This window comes from Comamonas sp. NyZ500, assembly GCF_016772095.1.
In the GTDB taxonomy this organism is placed as follows: Bacteria; Pseudomonadota; Gammaproteobacteria; order Burkholderiales; family Burkholderiaceae_C; genus Comamonas; species Comamonas thiooxydans.
Genome location: NZ_JAEIJE010000007.1, coordinates 31,657 through 45,358, shown reverse-complemented (window position 1 = coordinate 45,358; position 13,702 = coordinate 31,657). Strand labels below are relative to the sequence as shown.

Below are 13,702 nucleotides of genomic sequence, written 5' to 3'. Positions count from 1 at the left end.
GCTCAATCCCCTCTGGTACCCAGCAAGCCCTTGGGGCGGAAGATCAGAATCAGCACCAGGAACAGGTAAGGCAGGATGGGCGCGACCTGCGACAGCGTCAGTCGCAGCACGGGCCAGCCGAAGGTGGACTCATTGACCTGATGGCCCATGGAGGTGAACAGGCCGGCCAGAGACCAGTCCAGCGCCACGGCAAAGGTCTGCACCACACCGATCAGCAGCGAGGCCACGAAAGCCCCGGCCAGCGAGCCCATGCCGCCGACCACCACCACCACGAAAATGATGGAACCCACGGAGGCCGCCATGGCTGGCTCGGTCACATAGGTGTTGCCGCCGATCACGCCGGCCAGGCCGGCCAGCGCGCAGCCACCGCCAAACACCAGCATGAAGACACGCGGCACGTTGTGGCCCAGCGCCTCCACCATTTCGGGGTTCTTGAGCGCGGCCTGAATCACAAGGCCAATGCGTGTGCGCGTCAGCAGCAGCCAGACGGCCACCAGCATCAGCAGCGCCACCAGCATCACAAAGGAGCGCGACTTGGGGAACTGTGTGCCATACAGGGTAAACAGCGGCCCCTGCAGCGCCGACGGCAGCGCATAAGGCACGGTGCCCCGCCCCCATACCAGCTGCACCACCTCGAGAATCAGATAGGACAGACCAAAAGTCACCAGCAACTCGGGCACATGGCCATATTTGTGCACGCGGCGCAGGCTGTAGCGCTCGAACAGCGCCCCCAGCACGCCCACCAGCACGGGGCAGAGAAAGAGCGCGGGCCAGAACCCGATGATGCCGCTGAGCGTGTATGCGAAGTACGCCCCCAGCATGTAGAAACTGGTGTGAGCGAAATTAAGCACGCCCATCATGCTGAAGATCAGCGTCAGGCCTGAGCTGAGCATGAAGAGCAGCAGCCCGTAGCTCACACCGTTGAGCATCGATATGGTGAAAAATTCAGGCGTCATCGACTTGCCTTGTTCTCATGAGCAAAAAGACTGCTGCAGCACTGCACCTGTTATGCGTTCTTGTGGGTACGGATGCTGCAGCACGAGGGAGAGTGAGCCTGACTCAGGACGGACGCTTCATCTGGCAACTGGTGGGCGTGCTGGCCACATAGGGCTCGTAGTACTTCACGGGAGCGAAGGTGTAGCCTGTGTTTTCCGCGTCATAAGGGAACTTGCCGCCAGCCTTCTGCCACTTGGAGATATACAGGCCTTGCTGCAACTGGTGGTCGCTCTTGCGCATCTCGACATCGCCGTTGAAGCTTTTCAGCTTCATACCCTCGAGTGCCGCCGCAACCTTGACCGGGTCGGTGGAGCCTGTCTTGACAAAAGCTGCATCCAGCAAGGCGAACACATGGTAGATGGAGCTTTGCGTCAGGTCATCGTTGAACTTCTTCTTGAAGCTTTCCATGCTGGCCTGAATCGGCGCACCCATGTTGTAGTGCCCGTAAGTCACGGTATAGACCTTACCCTCGGACGCTGCGCCCATGGCAGTAGGCCCCCCAGGACCGAAGGCATAGTAGGTATAGAACTTGACGTTGTTCATCCCCGCATCATTGGCGGCCTTGAGCAGCAGCGACAGATCCGCTCCCCAGTTGCCGGTGATCACCGTATCGGCCCCCGACTGCTTGATCTTGGCCACATAGGGTGCAAAGTCGCGCACCTGAGCCAGAGGAGAGAAGTCATCACCCACGATCTGCACATCGGGGCGCTTTTTCTTGAGCAGGTCCTTGGCGTATTTGGACACCTGCTGACCATGGCCGTAGTTCTGGTTGATCAGATAGACCTTCTTGACCTCGGCATCGTCCTTCATGAATGTGGTCAATGCCTCCATCTTCATGGAGGTATCGGCATCGAGACGGAAATGCCAGTAGCTGCATTTGCTGTTGGTGAGGTCGGGATCCACCGCAGCGTAGTTCAGATAGAGCAGCTCCTTGCCCTTGTTGCGATTGTTGTGCTTTTCCAGCGCATCCATGATGGCCAGCGCCGGCCCCGAGCCATTGCCCTGCGTCACATAGCGCACGCCCTGATCCATGGCCGAGCGCAGCGCAGCCGTGGTCTCCTGCGGGCTGAGCTTGTTGTCCAGCGCCACGACCTCGAACTTCACGCCCGAGGCATTTTTCTTGTTGAACTCTTCCGCCAGCAGCTGAAAAGTCTTGAGCTGATTCGTTCCCACGGCAGCCATCAGACCCGACAAGGGATCAATCCAGGCGACCTTGACGGTTTCACCCTTCTGAGCCCATGCACCACCTGCACTCACAGCCATAGCCGAGAGGGCCACCGCACGTATAACCCATTTCATACTTGTCTCCTTTCATTGTTTTTGCTAGCGACTGCCGCCAATCTACCGGTCGGTAGACTTTTTCCCGCTGGGGAAAGCCTTAGTAACTATCACGCATGCGACTTCCAAGGCCGATTCGCGGCAGTTGGCGACACTTGTGCGACAGCTGCTCGCACTTGCAGGCGAATGAAACCCGGGAATAAAAAAGGACGCCACCAGGGCGCCCCGAATATCGATCCCGCCTCCCCCGCTCAGGAGGGGCGTTTCATCTGGCAACTGGTGGGGGTGCTGGCCACATAGGGCTCGAAGTACTTCACGGGAGCAAAGGTATATCCCGTGTTCTCCGAGTCCATGGGGTATTTGCCGCCGGCCTTCTCCCATCGCGCGATGTACAGGCCCTGCTGCAGCTGGTGATCGGTCTTGCGCATCTCGACCTCGCCGTTGTAGTTCTGGAACTTCATGCCCTCCATGGTCGCGGCGACCTTGACCGGATCGGTGGTCTTGGCTTTTGCAAAAGCCTGGTCGAGCATGTTCAGGCCCGTGTACACGGTACCGGTGTACATATCCTCGTTGACCTTGGCCTTGAAGCCCTTGACGATCTTGTCCATGGTGCCGGGCATGTTCAGGTGGCCGTAGCCCACCATATAGACCTTGCCCGCCGCCGCCGCCCCCATGGCCGTGGGCGCGCCCGTGGCAATGCCGTAATAGGTGTAGAACTTGACGTTGTTCAGACCTGCATCGTTGGCGGCCTTGATGAGCAGCGCCAGGTCCGAGCCCCAGTTGCCGGTGATCACCGTATCGGCGCCCGACTGCTTGATCTTGGCCACATAGGGCGCGAAGTCTCGCACCTGGGCCAGAGGAGAGAAGTCATCACCCACGATTTCCACATCGGGGCGCTTGCGCTTGAGCATCTCCTTGGCAAACTTGGACACCTGCTGGCCATGCGAGTAGTTCTGGTTGATCAGATAGACCTTCTTGACCTCAGGCACGTCCTTCATATATGTGGTCAAGGCCTCCATCTTCATGGAGGTATCGGCATCGAGGCGGAAATGCCAGTAGCTGCACTTGCTGTTGGTCAGGTCCGGGTCCACCGCCGCATAGTTGAGGAACACGACCTCCTTGCCCTTGTTGCGCGCATTGTGCTTTTCCAGCGCATCCATGATGGCCAGCGCCGGGCCCGAGCCATTGCCCTGGAACACATAGCGCACGCCCTGATCCATGGCCGAGCGCAGCGCGGCCGTGGTCTCCTGCGGGCTGAGCTTGTTGTCGATGCCGATGATTTCGAACTTCACCCCCGAAGCACTGCTCTTGTTGATTTCCTCGGCCACGTACTGCAGGCTTTTGAGCTGATTGGATCCCAGCGCTGCCATCAGGCCCGAGAGCGGGTCAATCCAGGCGACCTTGACGGTCTCGCCCTTCTGCGCCATCGCACTCCCCGCGCACGCCAGGATCACCGATGCTGTCAAAGCCTTGATTGCAAACTTCATAGAGCGTCTCCGTTGGTGGTTATGAGCGACGCCCAGACTAAAGGGCAAGCCAGCGCCTGCGGCCTGGGGGTTGCCCTAGCGCATATCACTTTGGCGACTGCAGGGTTTACCTCAGGCCGAAGCTCCCAAAACAATAGCTGCTGGCGCCCGCCTATAAAAGTGCAGAGACTTATCTGATTCAGCGACCTAGAGCGGCAACTGGCTTTCCGTCAGCGGCAGGCCGCTGGAGCTGGTCAGCACCTGCGGCTCCGGCAGTTCCCTGTCCTCCAGATGCGGTCCTATATCGCGCATCAACTCGTCGAAACTCAGCCTGCCGGCCTTGACCTTGGCCAGCAGTTCGACCACTCCGGGCAATTGATCAAAGCGTGCTCCTGCAATCAGCGCCAGACACAGATAGTTGAGCAGGTCGCGCGTACCAGCAAGCCCATGGCGGCGCGCAAACTCCAGTTGCTGACGCGCAAACCAATGCATTGCCAGCGGCGGCAATCTGTCGCGCAGATGGACCTGGTTCAGATTCAGGTAATAGATCAGCAGATCGGGCACATTGCCCTTTACCAACGCATCGACCTGAGCGGTGCCGAGCTGAAGCGGCAGGGGCGCCGCAGGCCCGGCAAAATCAGCCACCGCATATTCATGCAACCGGCCCGATCGGCTCCAGCACCACCAGCGTGCAACCGGACCCAGCAAGGCCTGGCACTGGGCGGGGCGCAGCACGGGTTCGATGCCGGTTTGCGTGTCCGGATCGCTTTGCCCAAGCAAGGCCGCCAGCACGGCAGGGTCCCAGAAGGCAAGATAGCTGCCGTCGCCGCCAGGCAATCTTGGGTCCATGGCCAGGCGCAGATGGGCCAGCAGCACCGGCATCTCGCACTCGCTTGCCAGCAAGCTGGCACAAGGGCTGGCCTGCACCACATCGAGCACGGCATCGAGAAAATTCTGCTGTGGCGTTTTCAAGGCCTGAGCAGTGCTGCCAAGGTGTACCAACCAGGGACTGAGCTGGCCCTCCTTGCTCGCGCGCGTGAAAGCAAACAAGGCCTCGGCACCGCTTTGCGGCACCTGTGCCAACAAGTCCTGGTTCTGCGCCGCATCCAGCAACAGATACAGCTGCAAGGGCTTGCCTGTTGCCTTGCCGGTCGAATTGAGCTGCGACCAGCGCAAAGGCCAGCTCTTGCGTGCAGGCCTTGTTTGCGGCCACAGCGGCCCGGCGCTCACGGCAACTCCTTGTTCACAAAGGCCGAGCGCTGCTGTGCCCGGCGTGCCAGACATTCCAGACACACATTGCGCGGCGCAGCCGGGGCGACCGTCTCTGGCCCGCAGGCTGCTGCAGGCAGACTCCATGCACCCAGCCCGCCCAGCAAGGCGGCTCCGAGAAGCTGGCGTCGCGGCAAATCGTGGGCACGACCACCATCCGATATCAAGGGTGGCGAGCAGTCGCAAAAACCGGGAGCTGAAGGCATGGATGTCAACCAATGGCGCCAGAAAAGGCACAGGCAAAAAAGCCATCATCTCACGATGATGGCTTTGCTCCGGCCAGGCCGGGGAACGTTCAGACCGCCGTGGGCAGTTGGTAGTCCTTGAGTTCCTCGCGCAGACGGGTCTTGAGCATCTTGCCTGTGGCACCGATTGGAATCGCGTCCACAAACACCACATCATCGGGAATCTGCCACTTGGCCGTCTTGCCCTCATAGAACTTCAGCAACTCCTCGCGCGTGATTTCCGCGCCGGGCTTCTTGACCACGGCCACGATGGGGCGCTCGTCCCACTTGGGATGCGGCATGCCTATGCAGGCCGCCATGGCCACGGCCGGGTTGGCCATGGCGATGTTTTCAATATCGATGGAGCTGATCCATTCGCCGCCGGACTTGATCACATCCTTGCTGCGGTCGGTGATCTGCATATAGCCGTCGGGGTCTATCGTCGCCACATCCCCCGTCGGGAACCAACCGTGGCCGTCAGCCCCGCGCACCAGGGGGTTGCCGCTGCCTTTGTAATAGCTGTCGATGATCCAGGGGCCGCGCACCAGCAGGTCGCCATAGCTCTTGCCATCCCAGGGCTGTTCGTCACCGGCGTCGTTGACGATCTTCATCTCCACACCATAGATCGCGCGCCCCTGCTTCTGCCGGATCTTCATCTGCTCTTCCTTGGGCAGTTCCAGATGCTTGTTCTTGAGCGTGCACAGCGTGCCCAGCGGGCTCATCTCCGTCATGCCCCATGCATGCAGCACCTCCACGCCGTAGTCGTCCTGGAAGGCGGTAATCATGGCGGGCGGGCAGGCGGAGCCGCCGATCACCGTGCGATTGAGCTTGGAAAAACGCAGGCCGCCCGGCTTCATATAGCCGAGCAGCATCTGCCAGACGGTGGGCACGCCAGCAGCAAAGGTCACGCCTTCCGATTCGATCAGCTCGTAGACCGACTTCCCGTCGAGCGCCGGGCCCGGAAAGACCATCTTGCAGCCCGTGAGCGCCGCCGAATATGGCAAGCCCCAGGCATTGACGTGGAACATGGGGACCACGGGCAGCACCGAATCACGGGCCGACAGGCACATCACATCGGGCAGCGCTGCGGCATAGGCGTGCAGCGTGCTGGAGCGGTGGCTATAGAGCACGGCCTTGGGGTTGCCCGTGGTCCCGCTGGTATAGCACATGCTGGATGCGGTGTTCTCGTCGAACTGCGGCCAGCGGTATTGATCGGACTGGCCCGCAATCCAGCTCTCGTAGCTGACGAGGCCTGGAATGCCGCTGTCTGCCGGCAGCCGGTCTGTATCGCAGAGCACCACCCATTGCTGCACCTGCGGGCATTTGGCATGCACGGCCTGGATGATGGGCAAAAAGGTCAGGTCAAAGCACAGCACCTTGTCTTCGGCGTGATTGACGATCCATGCGACCTGCTCGGGATGCAGGCGCGGGTTGATGGTGTGCAACACCCGGCCCGAGCCGCTGACGCCAAAATACATCTCCATGTGGCGATAGCCATTCCAGGCCAGGCTGGCCACGCGCTCGCCCGGCACCAGGCCCATGGCATCGAGCTTGTTGGCAAGCTGACGCGAGCGCGCCGCCAGATCCTTGTAGGTGTAGCGGTGGATATCGCCTTCCACACGGCGGGAGACTATCTCTCCATCGGCATGGTTGCGCGCGGCAAACTCGATCAGGGAAGAAATCAACAGCGGCTGGCTTTGCATCAGACCCAACATTGGCAGTCTCCTGGATATCGTTGTGATGATCGGGAAGCATCCTAGCGCGGGCTTCCAGGCCGTCATCTGAGGACTGTCACCAATGCGTAACCTTGGCGACCTTTGTCTGCATCCTCCCTCTGAACGATGTGCGCGCACTCAGGGAAAAACCTAGGCTGCTCTCCAACGGAAACCGGCTCAACAACCCTGCAAACCCTGTCCTTGATGCTGCTCAAGCACAATGATTGCATGAGCGAATCCCCTGCCCCGCAATGGCGCAAGCCCGGCCGCTTCGAAGCTCTGGGCCCGGCTTTTTTCACCTATCTCCAACCCACGCCCGTGCCAGAGCCGCACTGGATTGCCGCCAGCGTCAGCACGGCCCGCTGGATGGGTCTGAACACCGAGTGGCTGCACAGCGCCGAAGCGCTGCAAATCCTCAGCGGCAATGTCGTCTCCGGCCATGGCAAAGGCGGCAGCAAGCCGCTGGCCACTGTCTATAGCGGTCACCAGTTCGGCGTCTGGGCCGGCCAGCTTGGCGATGGCCGTGCCATCCTGTTGGGTGAGACTGAGCAGGGCTTTGAAGTCCAGCTCAAGGGCGCTGGCCGCACCCCCTATTCACGCATGGGCGACGGCCGGGCCGTTCTGCGCTCGTCGATTCGCGAATTTCTCTGCAGCGAAGCCATGGCAGCCCTGGGCATTCCCACCACGCGAGCGCTGGCGCTGACGGGCTCGCCCCTGCCCGTGGCGCGCGAGACCATGGAAACTGCCGCCGTCGTGACCCGTGTGGCCGAAAGCTTCATCCGCTTCGGCCATTTCGAGCATTTCGCCGCGCGCGACATGCAGACCGAACTTAAAGCCCTGGCCGATCTGGTCATAGACCAGCATTACCCGGAATGCCGCACGGCCGTTGCACTGAACGGCAATCCCTATGCCAATTTTCTGCAGGCCGTGAGCGAGCGCACTGCCCGACTGATGGCCCAGTGGCAAGGCGTGGGCTTTTGCCATGGTGTGATGAATACCGACAATATGAGCATTCTGGGCCTGACCATCGACTACGGCCCCTTCCAGTTTCTCGATGCCTTCGACCCAGGCCATATCTGCAACCACAGCGACAGCCAGGGCCGCTATGCCTTTAACCGCCAGCCCCAGGTGGCCTACTGGAATCTCTACTGCCTGGGCCAGGCCTTGCTGCCGCTGATCGGCGACGAAGAGCTGACGATTGCTGCGCTGGAGTCCTACAAGACCGTCTTCCCCGCCGCCTATGCGCGCCAGATGCTGGCCAAGCTGGGCCTGCCCGAAAACGAGGCCGGCACGCCTGCCACCGAAGGCCGCTTTGCGCAGTTGGTCAACCCGCTGCTGCAGATCCTGGCCGACAGCAAGGTGGACTACACCATCTTTTTCAGCCGCCTGACCGATGCTGTTGCACAAAGGCAGGAAACGAAAATCGACTTTGAGCCACTGCGTGACATCATTCTTGACCGGGCCAGCTTTGATGCCTGGTCGCTCACTTATTCAGAGCAGCTGGCGCAAGTGGAAAAAGCACAGACCGTCGATTTGATGCAAAAATCCAATCCGCGCTTTGTGCTGCGCAACCATCTGGGCGAGACCGTGATTCGCGCCGCCCAGGCCGGTGACTTCGCCCCGGTGCAGCAGATGCTGGCCGTGTTGCAGACGCCTTATGACTCGCACCCGGACCACGCCGACTGGGCCGGCTTCCCGCCCGACTGGGCTTCCTCGATTGAAATCAGCTGTTCATCATGAGCTTTCCTGTCCAGAAATCCGACCAAGAATGGCAAACCCTGTTGCAGGACAAGGGCGCCGAAGCTGCGGCCTTCCAGGTCACACGCCACGCAGCCACCGAGCGACCTTTCACCGGCAAATACGAGCAGTTCTGGGCCGATGGCAGCTACCACTGCATCTGCTGCGGCAACAAGCTGTTCGACTCCCATACCAAGTTTGACGCCGGCTGCGGCTGGCCCAGCTTTGACCAGGCCCTGCCCGGTGCCATCACCAATATCGTGGACCGCAGCCATGGCATGGTGCGCACCGAGACGGTATGCAGCAACTGCGGGGCCCATCTGGGCCATGTCTTTCCCGACGGCCCCACCGACACCGGCCTGCGCTACTGCATGAACTCGGCCTCGCTGGATTTCCAGAACGAGCCCCCAAAATAAGAGCTGGCAAGGCTTGAGCAGCAAGGGCTACGCTTCCAATCAGGCTTTCTGCGCTGGCGTTGCGTATCAGCTTTGATAGCTGATTCCGTCCGGCGCACAAGGCTTTGCCTACGGTATGACCTGGGCTTTGGTGCATGATGCGGCTTTGCTCGCAGCGCCGGGAACCTTGTCGGTGCTACGCAGTCTGAATTTCAGAACGACTACCATTTCGCGCATGAAGCTGCTGATTGATTTCTTCCCCATCATCCTGTTTTTCGTGGCCTTCAAGGTCTGGGGCATCTACACCGCCACGGCCGTGGCCATTGCCGCCACCGTGGCGCAGATCGCCTATCTGCGCTTCAAGACCGGCAAGATCGAACCCATGCAATGGATGAGCCTCGGCGTCATCGTGCTGTTTGGCGGCGCCACTTTGCTGGCCCATGACGACAACTTCATCAAATGGAAGCCCACGGTGCTTTACTGGCTCATGGGCGGCGCGCTGCTGATCGGTCAGTTGGTGTTCAAAAAGAACCTGCTGCGCTCCGTCATGGGCGCGCAGCTGCAACTGCCCGACGCCATCTGGCTCAAGCTCAACTGGGCCTGGACCGCTTTCTTCGCCGCCATGGGCGGACTCAACATCTGGGTAGCCTATAACTTCGACACCGATACCTGGGTCAACTTCAAGCTGTTTGGCGGCATGGGACTGATGGTGGTGTTTGTGATTGCACAAGCCATCTACATGAGCCGCTACCTGCCCCAGGACGGCGTGCCCAACGCAGCCAAGGACAAGCAGCCATGAGCGTGACCATCAGTGCCCAGGCCATGGACGCCGCCCTGCGCCAGCGTCTGGCCCCGACCCGACTCGAAGTCATCGACGAGAGCTATCAGCATGCCGGTCATGCCGGCGCCAACGACAGCGGTGTGGGCACGCATTTTCGCGTGCGCATCGCCGGCCCTGCCTTTGATGGAAAAACCCGCGTGGCACGCCACCGCCTTGTGTATGATGCACTGCAAGACTTCATTGACCAGGGTGTTCATGCCATCGCCATTGAAGTACTTTGAGAACGCACTGTTCTGACCACAGGCTCCTTGACGGGAGCCTGTTGCGTATGGACTGAACTTCACTCACTTTTCTCAATCACAACTCGAATGAGCATGAAACAAAAGCAACTGGCCCGCATCGTGGCCGCCGCTGTTCTGGGCGCAGCCGCCCTGTCCGCCTCGGCCCAGAATGTGGCCATCGTCAATGGCAAGGCCGTTCCCATGGCCCGCGTCAATGCCTTGAAGACCCAGATCGAAGCCAGCGGCCAGCCCGTTGTGCCCGAGATGGAAAAGATGATCAAGGATGAAGTCATCGCGCGTGAAATTTTCATGCAGGAAGCCAACCGCCGCGGCCTGGCCGGCTCCGAAGCCTACAAGCAGCAGATGGAAATGGCACGCCAGACCGTGCTGATCCGCGCGCTGTTTGACGACTTCCGCAAGAAAAACCCCGTGACCGATGCCGAAGCCAAGGCCGAGTACGACAAATTCGTCGCTGCCAATGGCGGCAAGGAATACAAGGCCAGCCACATCCTGGTGGAGTCCGAAGACCGCGCCAAGGCCATCATTGCCGAGGTGAAGGCCGGCAAGAAGTTTGAAGACATCGCCAAAAAGGAATCCAAGGATCCCGGATCGGGTGCCCGTGGCGGTGATCTGGACTGGGCCAACCCCAACAATTACGTACCCGAGTTCACCGAAGCCCTGATCAAGCTCAAGAAGGGCGAGATGACCGACGCGCCCGTCAAGAGCCAGTTCGGCTGGCACATCATCCGCATGGATGACGAGCGCCAGGCCGAAATGCCCAAGTTCGAAGATGTCAAACCCCAGATCACGCAACAGCTGCAGCAGCAAAAAGAGCAGCAGTTCCAAGATCAGCTGCGCAAAAGCGCAAAAATCCAGTAACATGATCTAACGTCAGTACCCAAAAGTACTGGCCAGACCATCACCCAAGCCCGCGTCAAGCGGGCTTTTTTTGTCTCACTGCGGCGGATATGCTATATATTTAGAAGCATCCTGCCCAGATTTGGCGTCATCTGGCTGCGTTTCCCCATGCTTTCGCGGGCGGCAATCCAGCGGCTTGCCTGCGATGCCTGAGGCTTTGTCCGCCTCCTCTTTTGCAGCTTGCGTGTTGCCATGCACCTCGGCCGTCAAGGGGCATAGCGGCAATTGCGCGCTTGACCTGGAGATCTGCGGCGCCATGGCCTCCGCCGTGGCAGCAGGTTCTGTGGTCTCATCGCTGCGGGATGGCGCTTTGGCAGCCGGCTTTGCGGAGCGCGCCGCCGCACCCGGGGCCGGAGCAGCCTCTGGCCGCAGCACAGGGACTGATGCAGCTATAGATGCTTCCATATCCATAGCTTCTGGTGTTTTCTCTGCCTGGATTCGAGTCTTTTTTTCCGTGGATTTCTGCGCCAGCGCCGCCGCGCCCGGAGCCGATTCCACCACGGCGGCGCGATCAGCACCCTCAACTGCCGGAGCCGGCTGCGATTCAGCTGGCTGGGCCACTGCTTCGGCCCTGGAATCTCGCTCGCTCTCCTTGTCCGGCCCACTCCACCAGGCGGCGTGCTGCAGCATCAGCCAGCCCACCAGCCCGACGGCCGCCAGTCCGCCCAGCGCATGACGCAGCCAGAAGCGGTCATTGGCGGCAGGCTTGTCCATAGACTCCGTGGGCTCCTGCCCCACAGCTGCCGCGCGCTGGCGTGCGCGCTTGAGGATGGCTGCGCTGCTTTGTGCACTGGGGCCACGATCCTCTGCCACGGCCTCGTGGTAGAGCTCGCGCAGCGCATCGGGCTTGTCGTCGCCAGACGGGTTTTCGGGGTGCATATTCATGCCAGTTCCTCCAGCGCGGCGCGCAGTTTGGCACGCGCATAGCGCAAGCGGCTTTTGGCCGTTTCCTCGGCAACGCCGGTGGCCTGGGCAATTTCGGCCAGCGTCAGATCAGCCTCGACCTGCAGCAGAAAACACTCGCGCTGCTCGGCCGGGAGCCGGGCCAGCGCTGCCAGGATGGCCTGGGCCATGAGTTGACGATCGAGTTGCTGCTCGGGCTCGAAGCCCGAGGCCGCAAACAGGCTTTCGGCCAGCCGCATGGACTCTTGCGTGTCTGCCGACAGGCTGATGCCCGGCCGCTGCCTGCGCCAGTGATCGACCAGGCGGTTGTGCGCCATGGTGAACAGCCAAGTCGTGAACCTGCTGCGCACCTCATAGCGGCAGGCGCAGTCCACCACGGTAAGCCAGAGGTCTTGCGCCAGATCGTCGGCCAGCGCCGCATCGCCCGTGTTGCGATAGAAATAGCGCCATATGCGCAGGCTGTGCCGGGCATAAAGCGTCTCGAACGCCGTGGCCTGCCCTGCGGCATAGCTGCGCATCAGGGCTTCATCGGCGAGTTGGGCTTGGGCAAGCGGCGGTGCAAGCATGCCCGCGATTATGCAAACTCCGACGACAGCGCAATCAACTCAGTTGCGGGGTGGATCCGGCACAAAGCCGTTGTCCCCGGGAAAAGGATTGGGCGCGCGCGGCTGGGACGGCCGTGGACGGGGCTCGCGAATCACGCCTCTGGCGACCAGGTTGGCATAGCTGTCGTAGCGGATGCGCACCATCTGCCGGGGCTGGTCTGTATCGGCCTCGAAGTCCACCTGGGTGACTTGCGAGCGCTCCACCGCGCCATGGCCCGTGCCTAGCGAGGGGGTCGGCGAGGCCTGTGGCGCACGGCGCTCGGCGCTGCGGCTCTTGCTGGCGGCCTGAGGCACGGCGACATCCGCCGCTGCAGATTCAGCCGCCGAGGCACTGGCCTGCGCTTGCGGCTCATGGAGCGGCCCCTGGTAGGCAGCAGGCTCGGGCAGCTTTTCGCGGTACAGCGCAACTCCGATCACGCCCACATCCTGCGGCCTGCCGGTTCTGGCGGCATAGGACATATCGCTTTCGGAGAAATAGAACGCAGCCACGTTGTCATTGCTCTTGCGCCAGCCCCGCACGTCGTAGCTGTCGCCCGCATCCAGCACATAGCCGCCTTCGGCGCGGGAGCTCGCCGTGCGGCCGTTGATGGCATTGACCCCGTCGACGCTGATGACGCCCATGATGCGGCGGCTCTCGAAGTTGCGGATGCGCACCGCGTAATTGGCACCGGGGCGGCCCACCACCCACAGCTCGCCCTCGTGGCTGTACTGGGGCAGTACCCGGCCCGTGGCGCGTTCGACGATGCTGATCTGGGCCAGCTTTGGGTTGCCGCGCATCCAGGCCGAAGCCGGCGTGGCGGCCATCATCGCGGCAGCGCAGAGCAGCGAAGCGCGCAGCAAACGGCCGCGCGACAGCAAGAAACCAGGAACCGGGGGTTCGATAGGGACAGACAACATGGACAAGGCCTCCTCAAGATACAGCCACAGCGGCTGAAACAAACTTGTCGGAGGCTGAAACGCAGCAGCAGACGCAACGGGGTCAAGACAGGCACTCTGATTTGCAAGCATTTGCAACACAGCTTTGCGCTGCAGTTCTGCCCCGACGCGGCATGTCTGGCACAATCGCGCTCGCTGCGGCCCAAGGCAGGCAGCAATGCTGGGGGTGTCCTGACCATGACCGGTCAGGGCTGAGAG

General features: G+C 61.3%; 14 protein-coding genes. 5 read left to right on the top strand and 9 right to left on the bottom strand.

Going from position 1 to position 13,702, the window contains the following annotated elements:
- Positions 1-2 precede the first annotated feature (2 nt).
- The 6 genes from JAO85_RS12540 to JAO85_RS12515 form a co-directional block, all read right to left on the bottom strand.
- Complete coding sequence (locus tag JAO85_RS12540) at positions 3-956, bottom strand: branched-chain amino acid ABC transporter permease (RefSeq protein WP_012838916.1); 954 nt, start codon at positions 954-956, stop codon at positions 3-5.
- Positions 957-1,059: 103 nt separating this feature from the next.
- Positions 1,060-2,295 carry a branched-chain amino acid ABC transporter substrate-binding protein gene (locus JAO85_RS12535; RefSeq protein WP_012838917.1) on the bottom strand — a complete coding sequence of 412 codons (1,236 nt, stop codon included), beginning with the start codon at positions 2,293-2,295 and terminating at the stop codon, positions 1,060-1,062.
- A 230-nt stretch (positions 2,296-2,525) separates the two neighbouring features.
- Positions 2,526-3,761, bottom strand: a complete 1,236-nt coding sequence (locus JAO85_RS12530) for a branched-chain amino acid ABC transporter substrate-binding protein (RefSeq protein WP_012838919.1) — start codon at positions 3,759-3,761, stop codon at positions 2,526-2,528.
- Positions 3,762-3,947: 186 nt separating this feature from the next.
- Entirely contained in the window at positions 3,948-4,970 is a 1,023-nt protein-coding gene (locus JAO85_RS12525) for a DUF4123 domain-containing protein (RefSeq protein WP_202788185.1), read from the bottom strand.
- Positions 4,967-5,215 (bottom strand): hypothetical protein, encoded by a 249-nt coding sequence (locus JAO85_RS12520; RefSeq protein ID WP_123975007.1) that lies wholly within the window; start codon positions 5,213-5,215, stop codon positions 4,967-4,969. Before JAO85_RS12520 ends, JAO85_RS12525 begins: the two co-directional genes overlap by 4 nt.
- 89 nt (positions 5,216-5,304) lie before the next feature.
- Positions 5,305-6,948 (bottom strand): 3-(methylthio)propionyl-CoA ligase, encoded by a 1,644-nt coding sequence (locus JAO85_RS12515; protein WP_012838921.1) that lies wholly within the window; start codon positions 6,946-6,948, stop codon positions 5,305-5,307.
- 204 nt (positions 6,949-7,152) lie between these two features.
- On the opposite strand from JAO85_RS12515, the gene JAO85_RS12510 reads away from it, so the two are divergent.
- The 5 genes from JAO85_RS12510 (at position 7,153) to JAO85_RS12490 (ending at position 11,021) form a co-directional block, all read left to right on the top strand.
- The gene (locus JAO85_RS12510) at positions 7,153-8,688 is read left to right on the top strand and encodes a protein adenylyltransferase SelO (protein ID WP_202788184.1); all 1,536 of its coding nucleotides are present in this window, start codon (positions 7,153-7,155) and stop codon (positions 8,686-8,688) included.
- Positions 8,685-9,101, top strand: a complete 417-nt coding sequence (msrB, locus tag JAO85_RS12505; RefSeq protein ID WP_039050560.1) for a peptide-methionine (R)-S-oxide reductase MsrB — start codon at positions 8,685-8,687, stop codon at positions 9,099-9,101. The genes JAO85_RS12510 and msrB overlap by 4 nt, the downstream gene beginning before the upstream one ends.
- A gap of 214 nt (positions 9,102-9,315) precedes the next feature.
- The gene (locus JAO85_RS12500; protein WP_202788183.1) at positions 9,316-9,879 is read left to right on the top strand and encodes a septation protein A; all 564 of its coding nucleotides are present in this window, start codon (positions 9,316-9,318) and stop codon (positions 9,877-9,879) included.
- Complete coding sequence (locus JAO85_RS12495) at positions 9,876-10,142, top strand: BolA family transcriptional regulator (protein WP_003061279.1); 267 nt, start codon at positions 9,876-9,878, stop codon at positions 10,140-10,142. Before JAO85_RS12500 ends, JAO85_RS12495 begins: the two co-directional genes overlap by 4 nt.
- 93 nt (positions 10,143-10,235) lie before the next feature.
- Positions 10,236-11,021, top strand: a complete 786-nt coding sequence (locus JAO85_RS12490; protein ID WP_034358635.1) for a peptidylprolyl isomerase — start codon at positions 10,236-10,238, stop codon at positions 11,019-11,021.
- A gap of 75 nt (positions 11,022-11,096) precedes the next feature.
- Here the strand turns inward: JAO85_RS12490 and JAO85_RS12485 are convergent, their stop codons facing one another.
- Genes JAO85_RS12485 through JAO85_RS12475 form a run of 3 tightly spaced genes read right to left on the bottom strand, consistent with a single transcriptional unit; the run spans position 11,097 to position 13,465 of the window.
- Positions 11,097-11,945 (bottom strand): hypothetical protein, encoded by an 849-nt coding sequence (locus tag JAO85_RS12485; RefSeq protein ID WP_202788182.1) that lies wholly within the window; start codon positions 11,943-11,945, stop codon positions 11,097-11,099.
- A complete protein-coding gene (locus JAO85_RS12480; RefSeq protein WP_202788181.1) occupies positions 11,942-12,529 on the bottom strand; it encodes a sigma-70 family RNA polymerase sigma factor in 588 nt (195 codons plus the stop codon). Before JAO85_RS12480 ends, JAO85_RS12485 begins: the two co-directional genes overlap by 4 nt.
- A 39-nt stretch (positions 12,530-12,568) precedes the next feature.
- Positions 12,569-13,465, bottom strand: coding sequence for a hypothetical protein (locus tag JAO85_RS12475; protein ID WP_202788180.1), 897 nt, complete (start codon positions 13,463-13,465; stop codon positions 12,569-12,571).
- Positions 13,466-13,702 lie beyond the last annotated feature (237 nt).